Annotated in this window: 20 protein-coding genes; 14 read left to right on the forward strand and 6 right to left on the reverse strand. The window is 71.9% G+C overall.

The window, feature by feature from the left end; genetic code table 11:
• Positions 1 to 101 precede the first annotated feature (101 nt).
• Positions 102 to 962, reverse strand: coding sequence for a dihydropteroate synthase (gene folP / locus ACWEN3_RS19625; protein ID WP_452972325.1), 861 nt, complete (start codon positions 960 to 962; stop codon positions 102 to 104).
• A 138-nt stretch (positions 963 to 1,100) separates the two neighbouring features.
• Here folP and ACWEN3_RS19630 point away from each other — a divergent pair, with 138 nt between their 5' ends.
• Together ACWEN3_RS19630 and ACWEN3_RS19635 are read left to right on the forward strand one after the other, a co-directional pair.
• On the forward strand, positions 1,101 to 1,457 hold the full coding sequence (locus tag ACWEN3_RS19630; protein WP_452972328.1) for a DivIVA domain-containing protein: 357 nt from the start codon (positions 1,101 to 1,103) through the stop codon (positions 1,455 to 1,457).
• Positions 1,454 to 2,041, forward strand: a complete 588-nt coding sequence (locus ACWEN3_RS19635; RefSeq protein ID WP_452972331.1) for a DNA-3-methyladenine glycosylase I — start codon at positions 1,454 to 1,456, stop codon at positions 2,039 to 2,041. Before ACWEN3_RS19630 ends, ACWEN3_RS19635 begins: the two co-directional genes overlap by 4 nt.
• A 52-nt stretch (positions 2,042 to 2,093) precedes the next feature.
• Here the strand turns inward: ACWEN3_RS19635 and chcB are convergent, their stop codons facing one another.
• On the reverse strand, positions 2,094 to 2,897 hold the full coding sequence (gene chcB, locus ACWEN3_RS19640) for a 2-cyclohexenylcarbonyl CoA isomerase (protein WP_452972334.1): 804 nt from the start codon (positions 2,895 to 2,897) through the stop codon (positions 2,094 to 2,096).
• A 374-nt stretch (positions 2,898 to 3,271) separates the two neighbouring features.
• Between chcB and ACWEN3_RS19645 the strand changes: the two genes are divergently transcribed.
• Entirely contained in the window at positions 3,272 to 3,439 is a 168-nt protein-coding gene (locus ACWEN3_RS19645; RefSeq protein WP_018544333.1) for a DUF3117 domain-containing protein, read from the forward strand.
• A gap of 111 nt (positions 3,440 to 3,550) precedes the next feature.
• On the opposite strand, the gene ACWEN3_RS19650 is transcribed toward ACWEN3_RS19645, so the two are convergent.
• Positions 3,551 to 4,249: an O-methyltransferase gene (locus ACWEN3_RS19650; RefSeq protein WP_452972377.1), complete on the reverse strand. Its 699-nt coding sequence runs from the start codon at positions 4,247 to 4,249 to the stop codon at positions 3,551 to 3,553.
• 234 nt (positions 4,250 to 4,483) lie between these two features.
• Here ACWEN3_RS19650 and sigE point away from each other — a divergent pair, with 234 nt between their 5' ends.
• From sigE to ACWEN3_RS19685, 7 genes are all read left to right on the forward strand, one after another.
• Positions 4,484 to 5,185: an RNA polymerase sigma factor SigE gene (gene sigE, locus ACWEN3_RS19655; RefSeq protein WP_452972336.1), complete on the forward strand. Its 702-nt coding sequence runs from the start codon at positions 4,484 to 4,486 to the stop codon at positions 5,183 to 5,185.
• Positions 5,182 to 6,192 carry an anti-sigma factor family protein gene (locus ACWEN3_RS19660; RefSeq protein ID WP_452972339.1) on the forward strand — a complete coding sequence of 337 codons (1,011 nt, stop codon included), beginning with the start codon at positions 5,182 to 5,184 and terminating at the stop codon, positions 6,190 to 6,192. The genes sigE and ACWEN3_RS19660 overlap by 4 nt, the downstream gene beginning before the upstream one ends.
• 104 nt (positions 6,193 to 6,296) lie before the next feature.
• Positions 6,297 to 8,222, forward strand: a complete 1,926-nt coding sequence (locus ACWEN3_RS19665) for a S1C family serine protease (protein ID WP_452972342.1) — start codon at positions 6,297 to 6,299, stop codon at positions 8,220 to 8,222.
• Between the two features lie 84 nt (positions 8,223 to 8,306).
• Entirely contained in the window at positions 8,307 to 8,759 is a 453-nt protein-coding gene (locus tag ACWEN3_RS19670) for a sec-independent translocase (RefSeq protein WP_452972345.1), read from the forward strand.
• Positions 8,760 to 8,991: 232 nt separating this feature from the next.
• Positions 8,992 to 9,660: a hypothetical protein gene (locus tag ACWEN3_RS19675; RefSeq protein WP_452972348.1), complete on the forward strand. Its 669-nt coding sequence runs from the start codon at positions 8,992 to 8,994 to the stop codon at positions 9,658 to 9,660.
• A gap of 436 nt (positions 9,661 to 10,096) precedes the next feature.
• Positions 10,097 to 10,639: a hypothetical protein gene (locus ACWEN3_RS19680; RefSeq protein ID WP_452972351.1), complete on the forward strand. Its 543-nt coding sequence runs from the start codon at positions 10,097 to 10,099 to the stop codon at positions 10,637 to 10,639.
• A gap of 579 nt (positions 10,640 to 11,218) precedes the next feature.
• Complete coding sequence (locus tag ACWEN3_RS19685) at positions 11,219 to 11,503, forward strand: hypothetical protein (RefSeq protein ID WP_452972354.1); 285 nt, start codon at positions 11,219 to 11,221, stop codon at positions 11,501 to 11,503.
• A gap of 164 nt (positions 11,504 to 11,667) precedes the next feature.
• On the opposite strand, the gene ACWEN3_RS19690 is transcribed toward ACWEN3_RS19685, so the two are convergent.
• From ACWEN3_RS19690 to ACWEN3_RS19700, 3 genes are read right to left on the reverse strand one after another with little or no spacing between them, the layout of a single operon-like run.
• Positions 11,668 to 12,801: an Mrp/NBP35 family ATP-binding protein gene (locus ACWEN3_RS19690; protein ID WP_452972357.1), complete on the reverse strand. Its 1,134-nt coding sequence runs from the start codon at positions 12,799 to 12,801 to the stop codon at positions 11,668 to 11,670.
• Between the two features lie 43 nt (positions 12,802 to 12,844).
• The gene (locus tag ACWEN3_RS19695) at positions 12,845 to 13,465 is read right to left on the reverse strand and encodes a DUF1003 domain-containing protein (RefSeq protein ID WP_452972360.1); all 621 of its coding nucleotides are present in this window, start codon (positions 13,463 to 13,465) and stop codon (positions 12,845 to 12,847) included.
• The gene (locus tag ACWEN3_RS19700) at positions 13,455 to 14,744 is read right to left on the reverse strand and encodes a magnesium transporter MgtE N-terminal domain-containing protein (RefSeq protein WP_452972362.1); all 1,290 of its coding nucleotides are present in this window, start codon (positions 14,742 to 14,744) and stop codon (positions 13,455 to 13,457) included. The genes ACWEN3_RS19695 and ACWEN3_RS19700 overlap by 11 nt, the downstream gene beginning before the upstream one ends.
• Positions 14,745 to 14,988: 244 nt before the next feature.
• Here ACWEN3_RS19700 and ACWEN3_RS19705 point away from each other — a divergent pair, with 244 nt between their 5' ends.
• From ACWEN3_RS19705 to ACWEN3_RS19720, 4 genes are all read left to right on the forward strand, one after another.
• The gene (locus ACWEN3_RS19705) at positions 14,989 to 15,738 is read left to right on the forward strand and encodes a hypothetical protein (RefSeq protein ID WP_452972365.1); all 750 of its coding nucleotides are present in this window, start codon (positions 14,989 to 14,991) and stop codon (positions 15,736 to 15,738) included.
• A 254-nt stretch (positions 15,739 to 15,992) separates the two neighbouring features.
• A complete protein-coding gene (locus ACWEN3_RS19710) occupies positions 15,993 to 18,059 on the forward strand; it encodes an MMPL family transporter (protein WP_452972368.1) in 2,067 nt (688 codons plus the stop codon).
• 250 nt (positions 18,060 to 18,309) lie between these two features.
• The gene (locus ACWEN3_RS19715) at positions 18,310 to 19,323 is read left to right on the forward strand and encodes a TIGR01777 family oxidoreductase (protein ID WP_452972371.1); all 1,014 of its coding nucleotides are present in this window, start codon (positions 18,310 to 18,312) and stop codon (positions 19,321 to 19,323) included.
• A gap of 102 nt (positions 19,324 to 19,425) precedes the next feature.
• A partial coding sequence (locus tag ACWEN3_RS19720; protein WP_452972374.1) for a hypothetical protein occupies positions 19,426 to 19,842 on the forward strand: 417 nt, incomplete at its 3' end.

A 19,842-nucleotide genomic window follows, 5' to 3' on the forward strand; every position in this document is an offset into this window, starting at 1 on the left:
GTCGACTCCCTCCTCCGCCTTGCAGCCGCACGCACCAGACCCCGCTCGGGTCGGCCGGCAAGCGCTGTTCCTCACGGCCGGCCTGATCCAAACGACACCCCCTAGGCCAAGCCCCGACGGGCGATCGCCGGGGCCCGGTGGCCGGCGATGGACGACACCATGTCCAGCACCTGCCGGGTCTCGGCGACCTCGTGGACGCGGTACACCTGCGCCCCGAGCCACGCGGACACCGCCGTCGTCGCCAGCGTCCCGAGCAACCGCTCCTTGACCGGCCGGTCCAGCGACTCCCCGACGAAGTCCTTGTTGGACAGCGACACCAGCACCGGCCACCCCGTGGCGACCATCTCGTCCAGCCGCCGCGTCGCCTCCAGGCTGTGCCGCGTGTTCTTCCCGAAGTCGTGCCCGGGGTCGATCAGCACCGACTCGCGCGGCACCCCGAGCGACACCGCCCGCTCCGCCAGCCCCACGGTCACCTCCAGGATGTCCGCCACGACGTCGTCGTACGTCACCCGGTGGGGGCGGGTACGCGGCTGCGCACCGCCCGCGTGCGTGCACACGAGCCCCACCCCGTACCGCGCCGCCACCTCGGCCAGCCCGGGATCGACGCCGCCCCACGCGTCGTTCAGCAGATCGGCGCCCGCCTCGCACACCGCCTCGCCGACCTCGGCCCGCCAGGTGTCGACGCTGATGATCACGTCCGGGAAGCGGCGCCGCACCTCGGCCACGAAGCCGACCGTCCGCCGCGCCTCCTCCTCGGCCGAGACCTCCTCGCCCGGCCCGGCCTTCACCCCGCCGATGTCGATGATCGCCGCGCCCTCGGCCACCGCCTGCTCCACACGGGCGAGGGCCGGCTCGTCGCGGAAGGTGGCCCCCTGGTCGTAGAAGGAGTCCGGGGTCCGGTTCACGATCGCCATGATCACCCGTTCGTGCGGCCCGAATTCCCGCCTGCCCAGCCTGAGCATCCGCTGTGACCTCTCCTAGTACGTCCGGCAGTACGACCGCCTGCGACCCTAACTGTCACACTCGCATGGCACGATCGGACCCTGACACATTCAGCGTCCGGCACCGCGTCCGGCACGAAGCGTGGGGACCCTAAGGCGATGGTGATGTTCTTGTTCCTGGTCGTCGCGCTGGCCGTCGTGGTCGCCGCGGTGACACTCGCCGTGGTGGGCGGCGGCGAGAGCGGCCCGCTGCCCGAGGCGGCGCCCGAGCGGCTGCAGGACCCGCTGCCCGCGGACCGCCCGGTGAGCCGCTCCGACGTGGAGAGCCTGCGTTTCCCGGTCGCCCCGCGCGGCTACCGCATGGCCGACGTCGACGACGCGCTCGGCCGCCTCGGCGCCGAACTCGCCGAGCGCGAGTCCCGCATCGCCGACCTGGAGTCCGCGCTGGCCGGCGCCCGGGCCGCCGCCGCGCACGCCCACCTGGAGAAGCACGACCACCCGGAGGACCAGCGGTGACCGGCGCAGCCACCCTCGCCGGGCCGGACGGCGCGCTGCGCTGCCCCTGGGCCCTGTCCACCGACGACTACGTGGCGTACCACGACGAGGAGTGGGGCCGTCCCGTCCACGGCGACGACGCTCTCTTCGAGCGGATCAGCCTGGAGGCCTTCCAGTCGGGCCTGTCCTGGATCACGATCCTGCGCCGCCGCACGGGCTTCCGCGCGGCGTTCGCCGGCTTCCGCATCGAGAAGGTCGCCGCCTTCACGGACGAGGACCGCGACCGTCTGCTGGCCGACCCGGGCATCATCCGCAACCGCGCCAAGATCGACGCCACGCTCGCCAACGCGCGCGTGCTCGCCGACTGGGCGGAGGACGAACTGGACGAGCTGATCTGGTCCCACGCCCCGGACGCGGCCCGCCGGCCGGTGCCGAAGACCCTCGCCGACGTGCCGGCCGTCACCCCCGAGTCCACCGCCCTGTCCAAGGCGCTGAAGAAGCGCGGGCTCAGATTCGTCGGCCCGACGACGGCCTACGCCCTGATGCAGGCGTGCGGGCTCGTCAACGACCACCTGGAGACCTGCGTGGCGAGGCGCGCCCGCTAGCGGGAACCGCGCGACGGGGAGCCGCGACGCGTGCGCGGCCCCCCGCGGGGCGTCACCGCCCCAGGTACTTCGGCCTCTCCTTGTTCACGAAGGCCTGGACGGCGATGGCGTGGTCCTCCGACCGCCCCGCCCGCGCCTGGAGCTCGTCCTCCTTCTCCAGGGTCTCGGTGAGGGAGTGCGTCAGCCCGAAGGCCACCGCCTCCTTGATCGCCGCGTACGCCACCGTCGGACCCTCCGCCAGCGCCCGCGCCGTCTTCTCGGCCTCCTCGCGCAGCGAAGCCGCCGGGACGACCCGGTTGGCGATGCCCAGCTCCAGGGCGTCCTGGGCGCTGATGCTGCGCGGGAAGAGCAGCAGGTCGGTGGCGCGGCTCGGGCCGATCACCCGGGGCAGCGTCCAGGAGATGCCGGAGTCGGCGGTCAGCGCCACGCCCGCGAAGGACGTGTTGAAGGCCGCGGTGTCGGCGACGATCCGGTGGTCGGCGGCGAGCGCGAAGCCGAAGCCCGCCCCGGCCGCGACGCCGTTCACCGCGGCGACCACCGGCTTCGGCGCCCCGGCGAGGGCCCGCACGATCGGGTTGTAGTGCTCCTTGACCGTGCTCATGGTCTGCCCGGACCCGGTCTCCCGGTCGGCGGCCAGCAGCCCGATGTGCTCCTTGAGGTCCTGGCCCACGCAGAACGCCCGGTCCCCGGCCGCGGTCAGCAGGATCGCCCGTACGGCAGCGTCCCCGGCCGCGGCTTCCGCGGCCTCCCGCAGGGCCACCTTCGTCGCGATGTTCAGCGCGTTCATCGCCTCGGGGCGGTTCAGCGTGATCGTCGCGAGTCCGTCGCTCACCTCGTAGAGCACGGTGTCGGCCATGGCGCATCCCCTCAGGTGTCGAGGCTGGTGACGTACCGCTCAGTACGTCGATGTCTGAGGACAGCATGGCGGAGATCGCCGCCCGGGGTCCGGACCGGAGGTGTGACCTGCATCAAAGAAATCCGGAGCGGAGGCGGTCGGCGGGTCTGCGTGCGGTGGCGCAGTATCGCAGCCACATCCCCGAATTGAGTGGTTTTGCTCGCGCGCGTTGCCCAAGCGATGCCGACTGATGTTGGTCATCGGGTCCTGAGATGCGGGATAATGGCTGGGAAGCAATGTGTTCGATGCCGGTGTCGCGTGTCCGTTCGGGCCGCGGGTGCCCGCCCGGGCGCCGTCGGCAGACGATGAGCCTGGTTTCAGGAAGGGGAACGAGCATGGCGGCCATGAAGCCGCGGACGGGCGATGGCCCGCTCGAGGTGACCAAGGAGGGGCGGGGCATCGTCATGCGCGTTCCGCTCGAAGGCGGCGGTCGACTCGTCGTCGAGCTGACCCCTGACGAGGCCGAGGCGCTCGGCGACGCCCTCAAGAAGGTCGTCGTCTGACGCGCGAGCGAGTCAGTCCTCCCGGCTGCCCCGGCATCGTACGCGGTGTCGGGGCAGCCGCGTCTTCGGACCACGCGGGCCCATCGGTCCGCGGGCCCCGCACCCGCGGCCTCAGTGCTTGACCGCGCACAGCAGCCCGTCGCCCACCGGCAGCAGCGACGTGACCAGCTCCTGGCTCTCGCGCACCGTGCGCAGCAGCTCCCGCAGCCGCAGCACCTCCGTCGGCTGCGGCCCCGAGTCGACCGTACGGCCGCTCGCGAAGACGCCCTCGAAGACCACCAGGCCGCCGGGGCGCAGCAGGCGCAACGATTCAGCGAGGTAGTCGAGGTACTCCTGCCGGTCCCCGTCGCAGAAGACGAGGTCGTAGCCGGCGTCCGCGAGCCGGGGGAGCACCTCCAGCGCGCGGCCGGGGATGAAACGGGCCCGGTTGCTGGCGAACCCGCAGGCACGGAAGGCCTGCCGTGCGAACTGCTGGTGCTCCGGCTCCGGGTCGACGGTGGTGAGCACCCCGTCCGGGCGCATGCCGTGCAGCAGATGGATTCCGGACACCCCGCAGCCCGTGCCGATCTCCGCCACGGCCTTCGCGTCCACGGACGCGGCGAGCAGTCGCAGCGCGGCGCCCGTGCCGGGCGACACCGAGCGCAGCCCTGCCTCGCGGGCCCGGTCACGGGCCCACCGCAGTGCTTCGTCCTCGGCGACAAAGGCGTCGGCGAACGCCCAGCTCGTCTGCCGGTTGCCGGTAATGACCCTCTCCTGTCCCCGTGGTTGCCTGGGCGTGACTGTATCCGTTGGCGTCGGGAACCCGCAGATGGGACCGGGCGTTTATAGGGATGAGACGGTGGCCGGGGCCACGACGGGGGGTAAGAGGTGGATCAGGACGCCGAGCAACTGCTGACGCAGCCGCATGAGCCGTATCAGCGTGTATCAAATTCTCGTAAAACCGCTTATCCGGAGCTAACGGGCGAGGTGGCTATGGTAGGGGCTCCACTGGACACCACCAGAGCCGACAGGGGAGGTGCGGCTGCGCCCGGGGATCGGGGTGGAGTGCTGCGGCGCTTCCTCGGGTCGGCGGGCAGGCCGAAATCCGTGACCGAGACCGCTGCTGACCACCACGCCTCAGGCGACGCCCAGACCGCGACCTTCGCCACCGACGCGGACGGCCAGGCGTGGACTCCGCCCACGTGGGACGAGATCGTCAGCACGCACAGCGGCCGCGTCTACCGCCTGGCCTACCGCCTCACGGGCAACCAGCACGACGCGGAGGACCTCACCCAGGAGGTCTTCGTCCGTGTCTTCCGCTCCCTGTCGACGTACTCGCCGGGCACCTTCGAGGGCTGGCTGCACCGCATCACCACGAACCTGTTCCTGGACATGGTCCGGCGCAAGCAGCGCATCCGCTTCGACGCCCTCGGCGAGGACGCGGCCGAGCGCCTGGCCAGCCGCGAGCCCACCCCGCAGCAGCTCTTCAACGACGCCCACTTCGACGCCGACGTCCAGCAGGCCCTCGACACCCTCGCGCCCGAGTTCCGCGCGGCCGTCGTCCTGTGCGACATCGAAGGACTGTCGTACGAGGAGATCGCCGCGACCCTCGGCGTGAAGCTCGGCACGGTCCGCTCGCGCATCCACCGCGGCCGCTCCCAGCTGCGCAAGGCCCTCGCCCACCGGTCCCCCGAGGCCCGTGCGGCGGAGCGGCGCTCCTTCATGGCCCGGGTCCCCGCTCTGGGGGGAGGGGGCGCGACCGCGTGACTGGATCACGACCTAAATCTGCCGGGGAGGCGCACCTCGCAGAGCAGCACCTGGGAGACCGGCTCTCCGCCCTGGTGGACGGAGAGCTCGGTCATGAGACGCGTGAGCGGGTCCTCGCGCACCTGGCCACCTGTGCCCGGTGCAAGGCAGAGGCGGACGCCCAGCGCCGACTGAAGAACGTCTTCGCGGAGGCCGCCCCGCCCCCGCCCTCCGAGAGCCTTCTGGCCCGCCTCCAGGGCCTCCCCGGGGGCGGTGACCCGGACGGCGGTGGTACGCCGCCCGGGGGCGGACTCTTCGGACGCGACCCGGACGACGGGACCTCCGGGGTCTTCGGAGCGGGGCGCGGCGAGCGCTTCGCCTTCGGGTACGTGCCCGCGCGCCCCCACGGCACCCTGCCCGCCGGCCCGCACCCGGCGCCCGCCCCCGAGGAGCGCGGCTTTCGCATCCATCCCGTCGGCCGCCCGGACGACGGCCGCCCGGCCTCGCGCGGACTGCGGTTCGCGTTCGCCGCGGCGGGCGCCGTATCGCTGGCCGCGGTCGCCCTCGGCGGCGTGACCTCCGCCGTCCCCGGGGACGCGGCCGCGGACGCCCGCGGCGGCTCCGGCACCGGCAGCAATGTGACCCCTGCCCGCACGGCGGGCACGGGCGCGGCCACGCCCGAGACCCAGCGCCGTCGCTCCGGGGGACCGCTGCTCGCCCAGGGCGGCTCGCCGCTCGGCCGGACGCCCACGGCCCCGACCGCCATGTCCGCGCCGCTGGTGCCGGGAGTGCCGACTCCCACGCCCGGGCAGAGCGAGGACGACGCGCATGGGCTGACCGCGCCGGTGATGGCCGGTGCGGCGGCCGTCTCCCCGTTGATACGCCCACTCGAAGAGACCATGGTCTTCCCGCTCACGGACTGGTCCGGGGCCCCCGAAGTCCCCGGCTCCGGCCTGCTGTCCGCGCCCGCCCCCGGCACCGGGCCCACTCCTTCGGCCTCTCCGGCCCCACCCCCGCAGGCCCGCTGACCGGCTGCTGCGCCACGGCTCGCGAACCTGGTTGAATCCTGTGCCAAGTCGATGTTCCGCGGCCGCCGCCGAGACGGGGGGCCGCGGCCAGCCGTGGGGAGAGCATGAACGAGGGGAACCGTGTCCCGTCGGGGGAAGGGCCGGAGGAACCGGCAGAGGCCGGTCCTGAGGCGACCGACTTCGAGCCGGCACGCCCGCTGACGGCACCGGGGACGCCTGCCTCCACCGGCGACGACGACTTCGAGCTGGCGAAGCCGGCCGCGGCCGCCCCGGACCGGGCCGACGGTACGGCCCAGCGGGCGACGCCGCTGCACGACCCCGACCCCTACAGCACCCCGCCCTACGGCGAACCGGGCCCCTGGGCTCCCGCACCACCGGTCCGGCACCCGGCGACCCAGCCCCGGGGCACGGCCGTACCCACACCGGCCCCGGCGCCCGCGCAGCCCTCGGCAGCCGCCCCCTCACCCACGACTCCTGTCCCGCCCGCTTCGTCGCCGACGGTGCCGGCCCCTGGGGCGCCTGTCCCGCCCGCGGCGGCTCCTGCCCCGTCACCCACGGCCCCTGCCCCGGCCCCCGCGCCGCCCGCTTCGTCACCGACGGTGCCGGCCCCGGCCCCCGTGACTTCGGCTCCGGCGCCCGCGACAGCTGCCCCGGCGCCCACGGAGCCCGCCGCTCCCACTTCCACGGCACCCGCTCCCGCCCCGATCCCCGAGGCGCCCGTCCCGACCCCCACCGCACCCGTCCCGGCCCCCGAGACGGCCGCGCCTCCGTCCACGACGTCCCTGGAGCAGCCCGTAGCCGCGGCCGACCCCTGGCGGCGTTATGACCCCTGGGCGGGTGGGTCCGCCACGGAGCAGGCGGCGGGGCACGGGGCGCTTCAGCTGAGCGGTGCGGGGGTGCTGACGAAGGAGGCGCGCAGGCGGCGGGCGCGACGGTCCCTGGCCGTGTGGACGCTGATGGTCGCGGTGGTGGCGGCGGCCGTCGGCGGGATCGTCGGCGCCTATGTCGAGCGGGAGGGCCTGGGCGACCAGGTCCAGCTGCCGCAGGCCGGGCGCGTGCCCGCCGGACGGGCGCCGGACAGCGTGGCCGGCATCGCCGCTCGCGCGCTGCCCAGCGTCGTGACCCTGCACGTCTCCGGCACTGACGAGGACGGCACCGGCACCGGCTTCGTGCTCGACACCCACGGGCACATCCTCACCAACAACCACGTCGTCGCCCCCGCCGCGTCGGGCGGCCGGATATCCGTGACGTTCAGCAGCGGCGACTCCGTCAAGGCCACGGTCGTTGGCCGGGACAGCGGCTACGACCTCGCCGTCGTCCAGGTCCAGGGCGTCGGCGGGCTCACCCCGCTGCCTCTCGGCAACTCCGACGACGTCCGGGTCGGCGACCCCGTCGTCGCGATCGGCGCCCCCTTCGACCTCGCCAACACCGTCACCTCCGGCATCATCAGCGCCAAGGAACGGCCCATCACCGCGGGCGGCGAGAAGGGCGACGGCAGCGACGTGTCGTACGTCGACGCCCTGCAGACGGACGCCCCGATCAACCCGGGCAACTCCGGCGGGCCGCTCCTCGACTCCCGGGCCCAGGTCATCGGCATCAACTCCGCCATCCGCTCCGCCGCCGGCGGCTCGGACTCCGGGACGGGACAGGCCGGCTCCATAGGTCTCGGCTTCGCCATACCCGTCAACCAGGCCAAGCGCGTCGCCGAGGAACTGATCAACGACGGCCACGCCACCCACCCCGTGATCGGCGTCACCCTCGACATGGGCTACACCGGCGACGGCGCCCGCGTCGACAGCCGCAGCACGGGCGGCGGCCCCGCCATCACCAAGGGCGGTCCCGGCGAGCGGGCCGGCCTGAAGGCGGGCGACGTCATCACCGCGGTCGACGGAGAGCGCGTGCACACCGGTGAGGAGCTGATCGTCAGGATCCGCGCCCACCGGCCCGGCGACCGGCTGCGGCTGACGGTCGAGCGCGGTGGTACCGAGCGGGAGATCTCACTCGTGCTGGGCGCGTCGGAGCAGAACTGACAGAAGTCTCACCATGGGACGGTACCGGTCGGACGGGAACGACGGGTACCGTTGAGCGACCGAGGACATCGCAAGGAGCGTCAGGTGTTCAATGACATAGGGCCACTGGAGCTGGTGACGATCGTCGTGCTCGCCGTGCTCGTCTTCGGTCCGGACAAGCTCCCGAAGGTCATCCAGGACGTGACGCGGACGATCCGGAAGATCCGTGAGTTCTCGGAGAGCGCCAAGCAGGACATCCGCACCGAACTGGGCCCGGAGTTCAAGGACTTCGAGTTCGAGGACCTCAACCCCAAGACGTTCATCCGCAAGCAGCTGGACAACGACGAGCTGGGGCTGAAGGAGATCCGCAACGGCTTCGACCTGAAGAAGGAGATGGCCGAGGTCACGGACGCCGTCAACGGTCATGACGTCGAGACCTCCGGCGCCGCGTCGTCCTCGTCGTCCGCCCCTTCCGGCGGCGGCCGCGTCGACATGTCCAAGAAGCCCGAGGACCCCGGCACGGACGAGCGGCCCCCGTTCGACTTCGACGCCACGTAGACCTCCGCCGACACGCGCACGCGGGCGCACGGCGCGCACGTGACGCGTTTCATAGCACGCACCCGTCGCACACGGCCTGAACTGGTCGTTCGTGTGACCCACGCATCAAGCGCCTGCCCTGAGGGCCTCAGCGGTGTGGATATGCTCCCGAGTTGTTGTGCGGACCGGACGAGTACGCCCGAAGGGGGGCGGGCCACCCCGGTCCGACGAGAACTAGGAGGCGTCCGGGCAGATGGAGACGACGAGTCGGGTGGGCGCGCAGACGCCGGCCGCGGAGGACGGGCAGCAGCTCGCCTCCGCCCGGCGCACGGTCGACGGTTACCTGCGGGCGCCCTTCCCTTGGTACGGCCTCGACGAGGCGTTCACGGGGCCGCGCTGGCTGATGCAGGTGGGCACGGCGGCCGACGGCGCCGTGGAGCACGGTTCGATCGGGCACGGCGACGAGCCGTCCGTGCGGGGCGGCGAGACCGGCTCCGCCGGTGAGCCCCGGGAGAAGTTCGCGGTCGTGGTCACCGTCGCCGCGCACCCCTCCCGCAGGAGCGCCGACGGCACGGGGCTGCTGGAGGCCACGTCGGTGGCCTCGGCGGCGTGGCTGGCCGGGGTGGGGCTGCTGTCGTTCACCTGGCCCGGGCAGATGGACCACACGCTGCGGGACGACTGGCTGGAGCAGCAGACGGAGACCGCGTGGGCCCTGGCCGACGATCTCGGCGGGCCGGAGTGGTCCAGGCTCTCCCTGCCCGTGGACGGGGTCGCGGCCTCGTTCCACTACCGGGAGTCCGAGTTCGGGTGGGTGCTGGCCGGGACCACTGAGGCCGGTGTGCACCTGGGGGCGTACGGGCGCGGGATGAGCGCCTACGGGCTCGGGTTCGCCGTGGTGAAGGACATCGCCGCGTACGCCTAGCCGGCGGGACTCGGCGAAAGACACACGCGCCGGCCCCGGCGAAGAAAGGGGGCGCCGATGGTGTTCGGCGCCCCTTCGTCGTGCGGCCTGGTGCCGTCCCGGCGAACGCCGCCCGGCCCCGAGCCCTCAGAGCTTAGAAAGGCGCCATCGCCCGCGAGCCGTGGCGCCCGCGCGGTATCCGGCTCGCCCGTTGAGAGCAGCACAACTTCGCCCGAAGTGCCCCTTTCCGACCATGTGAGTGGAATAGGACCCCCGATGGCCACACCCGTGGCGGATGAGCGGGGCCTTTCGCATGTCTGCAGCCCCGCGTGCCTCACTTGTCTACTGCGCGAGCCGCTGTCACCCATTCAACCGGCATGTTAAATACATTTATATTCTGTCAGGTTCCGTACCTTATCGGAGGCATGTCACGAATTGCCTTCGTCCGGGAGGAACCATGAAATCAGTCCTGCGCACCGGCCTCGCCGCCATCGCCGCAACGCTGCTCATCGGCACCACGACCGCGTTCACTGCGGCGAGCAACGCGAGTACGGCATCGGTCGCACCCCCAGCGAACTCAGGGATCGCAACGCTGAATACGGCTGTCAACCTGCCGCCCGGAGTCTGGACCGACACCCCGCTCCAGGTCACCCTCCCCAGGGCCGGCACGTACGAACTCGACGCGAACGTCCGTGGACGCCTCGCAGGCACTCCGCTCCTCAACACGTCCATCAGCGCGCGGCTGTGGAACGTCAACTCCGGCGCCGAGGTGTCGCAGAGCGAGCGGTTCGTGTACCAGATCATCGACCAGAACCCTGGCACCGCCCAGGCCGGCGGCAACCAGACCGCACCGATCAGCGAGCTGATCAAAGTCAGCGGGCCGACAACGATCCGGCTGCAGGCTCGACGGGTCGACGCCCTCGGGGCCGCCAGCATTGCACAGGTCTACTCCGACAGCTTCGGCTACACCTTGCTCCGCTACGAGCGGGTCGGTTCCTGACGGCATCCCCCTCGGAGCGGTGTCGGTTTGCGGGTGTCGCAGTACCGACGAGCGCGAGGCGTTGTGCGACTACATCGACCAGTCGCTCCACGAGCATGGTGTCGAGGTAGTCGCCCTGACCGCGAGCCAGGGACTGGGTCGCTACCAGCTCACAGACAGGTGGCGGAAGTGGTAGGGCCGCTCACCGACGACGCCCCGGCCTGCCCCGAGTGCGCCCAGCCCACGAAGTTCGGCGGCTACCTCTCGGTCAAGCGGGAGAGCGATGGCCGGCGGGCCTGTCGGACACTGTGGAGGTGTATCGACGGGCATGTCTGGTGGCGGTGGGCCGACTGGTGACTGCGGACAGGCTTCCCGACAGCCTGTATGAACTGAAATGACCGATCTCTGTAGAGCTACGGATCAGAAGCTCCCCGTGCCACACCCGTGCCAGCTCGAGCGGGGAACCAGGGGGAACGAAGGTGGCCGGCGGGAGGCTGATCCTCTGTCCACCCACGTGAACGTGTCGCAGGCCAGAGCCGCACTCACCTCACCTCGCTCCTAAAGCGGTGGTCCACACCTGGTGGGTGAGATCATCCGTGGATGGCAGACGCACAGCTACCCCCAGGCTGGACCCTCCACCAGATCCGCGACGTATCCGGGGACCGGGAGGCTGTCGCGCTGGATCCAAACCGGGCGGTGAAGTGGGTAGCCGGCGCCGGAGCCCACGAGGTGCTGCACGCGGAGATCATTCTCGGGTTCCACAGCCTGTGCCTCGTGAAGCCTGTTCATGACGACGACTGGTACTTGGGCAGCCTGAATGACGACGGCAGCATCGACTGTTGGGGAGCCTACGACGATCTGTACGAGGCACTTCGCGGTCTGTAGCGGCATGCGGGCTGGGCACCAGGCGGCATGGCTCATGACCGGCCGGGCCGTCTCGGGGCCGTCGGAGGGTGCTCGACGGCGACCGACACTGACGAACGTCGACGGCTCCGCCGCTGGTCAGAGAGTTGACCGGTGGCGGAGCCGCAGATCGCAGGCGCCCGATTTCAGAACTTGTTCTTCGGCGTGATCCCCAGCGACAGGCCCGACAGACCCCGCTGCCGGCCGCCCAGCTTGCCGGCGATCGCGCTGAGCGCGGAGCCCGCCGGGGAGTCCGGGTCGGTGAGCACGACCGGCTTGCCCTCGTCGCCGCCCTCGCGGAGGCGGACGTCGATCGGGATGGAGCCGAGGACGGGGACGGTCGTGCCCGTGGTGCGGGAGAGGCCGTCCGCGACCAGCTGGCCGCCGCCCGTGCCGAAGACGTCGACCATCTCGCCGCAGTGCGGGCAGGGCAGGCCGGACATGTTCTCGACCACGCCGACGATCTTCTGGTGGGTCTGGACGGCGATGGACCCGGCGCGCTCGGCGACCTCGGCCGCCGCCTGCTGGGGCGTGGTCACGACCAGGATCTCGGCGTTCGGGATCAGCTGCGCCACGGAGATCGCGATGTCGCCGGTGCCTGGCGGGAGGTCCAGGAGCAGCACGTCCAGGTCGCCCCAGTAGACGTCCGCCAGGAACTGCTGCAGGGCGCGGTGGAGCATCGGGCCGCGCCAGACCACGGGGGCGTTGCCCGGGGTGAACATGCCGATGGAGATGACCTTCACGCCGTTCGCCGACGGCGGCATGATCATGTTCTCGACCTGGGTGGGACGGCCGTCCGCGCCCAGCATGCGGGGGACGCTGTGGCCGTAGATGTCGGCGTCGACGACACCGACCTTCAGGCCGTCGGCCGCCATCGCCGCCGCGAGGTTCACGGTGACCGAGGACTTGCCGACGCCGCCCTTGCCGGAGGCGACCGCGTAGACACGGGTGAGGTTGCCGGGCTTGGCGAAGGGGACCTCGCGCTCGGCCTGGCCGCCGCGCAGGGCCGTCGCCAGCTCCCTGCGCTGCTCGTCGCTCATCACGTCCAGCGTGACGTCGACGCGGGTGACGCCCTCCAGCCGGGAGACCGCCTCGGTGACGCGCTGGGTGATCGTCTCGCGCATGGGGCAGCCGGAGACGGTCAGGTACACGGTGACCGCGACCGCTCCGTCCGCGCCGATCTCCACCGATTTGACCATCCCGAGTTCGGTGATGGGTCGGTTGATCTCGGGGTCGTTCACCGTCGCCAGTGCCTCGCGCACCGCGTCTTCCGTAGCCATAAGGACGATGGTACGGCGCGTCGAGGGGCCTCCGGGTAGCCCCTCAGCGGTCTTCTGCGTCACGTCCCGGCGGGCGTTCCGCCCGTTCCGCCTGGAATACGACGTGGCCGCCGTGGCCGTCGTGCCGGCGGCGCTCCTCCAGCTCCTTGACCAGGTCCTGCAGCTCCGAGCGGATCCAGTCGCGGGTGGCGACCTCGCCGAGGCCCGTGCGCAGCGCGGCGACCTCTCTGGTCAGGTACTCGGTGTCCGCGATGGACCGCTCGTTCTGCTTGCGGTCCTGCTCCAGGTTGACCCGGTCGCGGTCGTCCTGCCTGTTCTGCGCGAGCAGGATCAGCGGGGCCGCGTAGGAGGCCTGGAGGGACAGCGCCAGGGTCAGGAAGATGAACGGGTACTCGTCGAAGCGCAGATGCCGGGGCGCGGCGATGTTCCACAGCACCCACACGATGATGACGACCGTCATCCAGACGATGAAGCGTCCCGTGCCCAGGAACCGGGCGATCTTCTCCGACAGCCGGCCGAAGGCCTCCGGATCCCACTCGGGCAGGATCCGGTGCCGGGGCGGGCGCGGCTGGTCCAGCCGGGCGCGGGGGCGGGTGGCGGCCGTGGCGCCCGCGGGGGCGCGTTCGCGGCCGTGCTCGCGGGTGCTCTCGCGCTCAGGAGCCATGTGCGGACGCCCCCTCTCCTTCGTTCAGGTGGAACTCGGTCTCCCGCCAGTCGTCGGGCAGCATGTGGTCCAGTACGTCGTCCACGGTCACCGCCCCCAGCAGCGCCCCGGACTCGTCCACCACGGGCGCGGCCACCATGTCGTAGGTGGCGAAGAACCCGGCGATGACGGGGAGCGCGGCGTCCGGGGACAGGGGCTGGAGGTCGTCGTCGACGAGCGAGCTGACCAGGGTGTACGGGGGGTCGCGCAGCAGCCGCTGGAAGTGGACCGTGCCCAGGTACTTGCCGGTCGGGGTCTCGTCGGGCGGGCGGCAGACGTAGACCTGGGCCGCGAGGGCGGGGGAGAGGTCCGGGTTGCGGACCCGGGCGAGCGCGTCGGCGACGGTGGCGTCCGGGCGCAGCACGATCGGCTCGGTGGTCATCAGACCGCCGGCCGTGTGCTCCTCGTACGACATCAGACGGCGCATGTCGGCCGCGTCGGCGGGCTGCATCAGGCTCAGCAGCCGCTCCTTGTCCGGCTCCGGCAGCTCGGAGAGCAGGTCGGCCGCGTCGTCGGGGTCCATGGCCTCCAGGACGTCCGCCGCGCGCTCCTCCTTCAGCTTGCCGAGGATCTCGATCTGGTCGTCCTCCGGCAGCTCCTCCAGGACGTCGGCGAGCCGGTCGTCGTCCAGGGCGGCGGCCACCTCGGCGCGCCGCTTGGGGGAGAGGTGGTGCAGGACGTTGGCGAGGTCGGCGGGGCGCAGCTGCTCGAAGGTGGCGAGCAGGTTCTCGGCGCCCTGCCCGTGCTCCTCCAGGGAGAAGCCGGTGACGGCCGACCACTCGGCGGTCAGCGTCTCGCCCTTGGCCCGCCGGAAGGCGCCGCCCTTCCTGCCCTTGCGGACGAAGACGCGGTCGACCTCCCAGTCCCGGCGGGCGGGCAGCTGCTGCACGGAGACGTCGAGGACGGTGACCTCCTCGCCGGTCTCGACCAGCGTCACCCGCCGGTCCAGCAGTTCGCCGAAGACCAGCCGCTCGGTGGGCCGCTGCTCGAACCGGCGGACGTTCATCACGCCGGTGATGATGACCTGGCCCGACTCGATGCCGCTCACCCGGGTCATGGGCAGGAAGATGCGGCGCCGGGTGGCCAGTTCGACGACCATCCCGAGCACGCGCGGGGGCCTGCGGCCCACGCGCAGCATCACGACCAGGTCGCGCACGCGGCCCACCTGGTCACCGTTCGGATCGAAGACGGGGACCCCGGCGAGGTGCGAGACGAAGATCCGGGGGGCGCCGGCTGCCATGGCTCTGCTTCCTCTGCTTCCGTGGGCCGGGAATCCTTCAGGGCCCGGGAACCGCTCTGTGCTCGGGTATTCCGCTTTGTTCTGGAACTGCTCGGATTTGCCCGTACGGGTGCGCTTCAGGCTAGCCCGTACCGCTCGGATACGCCCTGGTGGGGACCCCGGACGGACTGGCTCCGCCGGGTGGGTGGGGCACCGGTACGCTGCCGTACGCCGCTCAGGAACCGTCAGGAAGGCGACCCCACCTGTGACTGCGACTCCGCACGGCCGTACCCGCCGGGCCGCGCTCGTGACCGCGATGTGCGCGCTGGCCGTGACGGGGGCGGGGGCGCTGACCGGATGCGGCGGGGACGATCCGGACGCGGGGACGAACGGGGTGGGCAAGCTCCCCGCCGGCCGGATCCAGGCCGCAAGCCGGGCGGCGGCCGAGGCGGCGCCCACGGTACGGCTGTCCGGGACCGTGGTCACCAGCGGCCGGACGTACACCCTGGACATGCGGCTGAAGGCCGACGGCGGGACCGGGTCGGTGACCTCGCGGGGCGCCACCTTCAAGCTGCTGCGGATCGGACAGCAGCTGTATCTGAAGGCCGACGCGGGCTTCTGGAACCACGCCGACGGCAAGGACGGCGGCGAGGGGACCGCGGGCAAGCTGGACGGCAAGTACGTGAAGGTGCCGCAAGGCGATCCCGCGTACAGGAAGTTCAGCGGTTTCACGGACAAGGACGTCCTCCTCGCGGGTCTGCTGACGCTGCACGGCAAGCTGGCGACGGACGGCCACCACGACCAGTCGGGTACCCGCACCATCCGCATCACCGGTGACCGGGGCTCCGGCGGCACCCTGGACGTCTCGCTGGAGGGCACGCCGTATCCGCTGCGCCTGGTGCGGGCCGGTGACGCGGGCACGCTGAGCTTCTCGGACTGGGGCAAGGACTTCGCGGTCGCGCAGCCCTCGAAGGACGAGACGGTGGACTACGGCAGGCAGCTTCCGACGTCGTAGGGCCGTTCCCGCCGGCCGGGGCCGGGCGCCCGCGTCACTTCCTGCGGCGCCGGGCCAGGAGTCTCGGCAGGGCCGCCGGGGCCGGTCTGCGCGTGGTCGCCGGGGACGGCACATTCCGGAGGGGTGTGATCCGCTTGTGCGGCGGTACGTGTCAAGGGGCGTCTGGTGCAAGGAACTTGGCGCCGGTCACTACGATGTGATCTCAAGACAACCATTCGACCGGCTCGTTGGACGCGGGCCGGTCGGGGTCGCCGATGAACAGCGACGAGAGCAGTTTCCTGCCCAAGAGTTACGAATCCATCAAGGCGGCGGATCTCCAGGCGAAGGCGTTCCCCAGCGCCTTCACGCCGTCCGCGATAGCGCTCTACCAGCGCACCGACGGCGGCAGGATGACCGCCGCCGACCAGAAGGACGTCGCCCGGATCACCACAGAACTGGGCGCGAAACACATCGACCAGGTGCAGAAGGTGGTCCCCGGCCCGCCGTCGAAGGACGGCAGGTACGCCCTCACCCTGGTCCAGATGGACAGCAGGAACGCCGGCCAGCCGAAACAGGCGGACGCGGCGAAGGCGTTGCGCGCGGACGTCAAGCAACTGGCCAAGGGCACGCACCTCGACGTCAAGCTGGGCGGCTCCGCCGCGCAGGCCCTCGACCAGCAGGACTCCTCCACGCGCGGCCAGGCGCTGATCGGCATCGGCACCTTCGTCATCATCCTGGTGACCCTGCTGATCATCTTCCGGGCGCCGATCCTGGCCCTGCTGCCCCTGGTCCTGATCGGGCTGGTGTCCGCCGTCGCGAACGGGCTGATCGCCTACGCCACCAAGCTGTTCGACCTCCAGGCCAACAGCTCCATCTCGTCGATCCTGATCGTCGTGCTCTTCGGCGTGGGCACGGACTACTTCCTGTTCCTGATGTTCCGCTACCGCGAACGTCTGCGGGCCGGTGACGAGCCCAAACAGGCCATGGTCAACGCGGTCGGCCGGGTCGGCGAGGCCATCGCCTCGGCCGCCGGAGCGGTCATCATCGCCTTCCTCGCGCTGGTGCTGTCCACGCTCGGCTTCCTCAAGCAGATGGGCCCGGCGCTCGCCATCGCGGTCGCCGCGACCCTCGTCGCGGGCCTGACCCTGATCCCGGCCGTGGTCTCCTTGATCGGCCCGAAGGTGTTCTGGCCCTCCAAGTCGTGGCAGCGGGAGCCGGAGAACGCCCGGTTCGCCGCCCTGGGGCGCGGTGTGCAGCGCCGGCCGGCACTGGCCGCCGCCGCCTCCGGCCTCGTCCTGGTCGCGCTGTCGCTCGGCACGCTCGGCTACCACGCCACCTTCGACCTGGCCTCGGGCTCGATGCCCAAGACCAAGGAGTCCATGGTCGTCCAGGGCCGGATGCAGCAGGCGTACTCGGCGGGCGCCGCCGCGCCCACCGACGTCTACCTCTCCAGCACCGACGGAAAGCCGCTGGACAAGGCCGCCTTCGACGCGTACACGAAGCGGCTCGGTGCGGTGGACGGCGTCGCCAACGCCCGTATGACCCAGCTCAACAAGGACGGCACCACCGCGGACTTCACCGTCACGCTCAAGTACGAGGCGTCGACGGACAAGGCGATCGACGCGGTGCAGCGGGTGCGCGACGCCGCGCACTCGGGTGCCCCGGACGGCACCGAGGCGCTCGTCGGCGGCATGTCCTCGATCTACAAGGACATCGACACCGCGGTGAACCACGACTACCGCACGGTCTTCCCCGTCGCCGCCGTCCTCATCATGGTCATCCTGGGGCTGTTGCTGCGCAGTGTGGTCGCCCCCTGGTACCTGATCGGCTCGGTGGGCCTCGGCTTCGGCGCCACGCTCGGCGCCACCGTGTGGATCTTCCAGAAGGGGCAGGGCCACTCCGGCCTGATGTTCATGCTCCCGGTGATCATGTATCTGTTCGTGGTCGCCATCGGCACCGACTACAACATCCTCATGATCGCCCGGCTCCGGGAGGAGGCCCGGGAGGGCCGCGAACCGCGCGAGGCGGCCGGCATGGCCCTCAGGCACGCCGGGCCGACCGTGGCCGCGGCCGGCTTCATCCTGGCGGCGACCTTCGCCACGATGATGCTGGCGGGCAACTCGCTGCTCACGGAGATGGGCTTCGCCGTGTCGTTCGGCATCGCCGTCGCGGCCTTCGTCATGGCGATGTTCTTCACCCCGAGCCTCACCGCGCTCATCGGCCACGCCGCGTGGTGGCCGGGCCACGGCGACCGCGCGGAGCAGCCGGCCGCCGGCGCCCCGGTCCGGGGTGACGAGCACATCGACTCGTCCACCCACGACCCTGCGGGCCGCCGCGGCTGACGCCGGCCGGCAGAGGGGTCCCACCGGTCCGCGCGACCGGGCGGGACCCCTTCGTCGTTCCACGGATGACCTCGCTGACCGCACGCAGTGCGGAGGCGGACTCGCTGTCGTACGACGAACTCTTCGGCGCGGTGGCGCGGTTGGCGGGCAGCGGAGGATGAACGTACCGAGGCGGGCCCCGGCTCGAATGTGTTTTGAACCTGTTCAAAAACGGCGCTAGGCTGGTGCCCACCGAAGCCGAGGGGGCTCGATGAAGGTAGTGCTGCCCGGGGGAACCGGACAGGTGGGCACGATCCTGGACCGTGCGCTGACGGCGGCCGGCCATGAGGTCACGGTGCTGACCAGGCGCCCGGCGCGGGAGCGCGACATCGCCTGGGACGGCGTCACGCTCGGCCCCTGGGCCGAGGCCGTCGACGGCTGTGACGTCGTGGTCAACCTGGCCGGACGCAGCGTCTCCTGCCGGTACACCGCCGAGAACCTGCGGGCCATGATGGACTCCCGCGTGGACTCGGCGCGCGTGGTCGGCGAGGCGATCGCCGCCGCCGCGCGGCCACCGCGGGTCTGGCTCCAGATGAGCACCGCGACGATCTACGCCCATCGCCACGACGCGCCGCACGACGAGGCGACGGGGGTGATCGGCGGCTCGGAACCCGGGGTGCCGGGCTACTGGGCGTACAGCGTCGAGATCGCCAGGAACTGGGAACGCGCGCAGGCCGAGGCGCGGACACCGGCCACGCGGAAGGTGGCCCTGCGCGCGGCGATGGTCATGAGCCCGGACCGGGGCGGGGTCTTCGACGTCCTGCAGTGGCTGGCGCGTCTGGGACTGGGCGGCCCGGTCGCCGGCGGGGCGCAGTACGTCTCCTGGATCCATGACGAGGACTTCGTACGGGCCGTGGAGTTCCTCGTCGCCCGGGACGACATCGAGGGACCCGTGAACCTCGCCTCGCCCGGACCCCTGCCGCAACGCGAGTTCATGCGGGCGCTCCGCGCGGCCCGGGGTATCCCGGTCGGTCTGCCGGCGACGCGCTGGATGGCGGAACTCGGGGCGTTCGCGCTGCGCTCGGACACGGAGCTGCTGCTCAAGAGCCGCCGGGTGGTACCGGGCCGGCTGAGCGCCGCGGGCTTCGAGTTCGCCCATCCCCGGTGGGAGCGGGCCGCCGCGGACCTCGTCCGACGGGCCGGGCGGTCCCGGTCGAGCCACGGCCGGGCCCGGAGCGCCGCGAGTGAGGCCGCGCCCGGCGGCGGCCTCGAACCCCGCCGCTGACGGCCGCTTCCGCGGTGCGGACAGTTTTCACGGCGCGGACAATGGGGATGAATGGGCTCATATGTAATTTCCGAACGAGCTCATGACGGGACCCGAGACGACATGTTCCGAAGCATCGCGCGTGGCTGCGCCGCCGGGGCCGCCGGTACCACCGCGCTGAACGCCGTGACCTACCTGGACATGGCGCTGCGCGCCCGGCCCTCGAGCGGCGCCCCCGAGGCCGTGGTGGACAAGGTCACCACGAAGGCCGGACACCCGGTCCCGGACTCGGACGGCAAGGACAACCGGCTGACCGGGCTGGGAGCGCTGACGGGTATCGCCGTCGGCGTCGGTACGGGCGTCGCGGTGGCGCTGCTCCACCGGGCGGGCGTACGCGTCCCCGTGTGGCTGGGCGGCCTGGGCGCCGGTGTCCTGGCGATGACGCTGACCGACGCCCCGATGGCCGGCCTGGGGATCAGCGACCCGCGCAGAGAAGAATTCGGAGAAGAACCATGGCATACGCCGCCGGGAACACCGTGC

The sequence above is a fragment of the Streptomyces sp. NPDC004561 genome, from assembly GCF_053602155.1.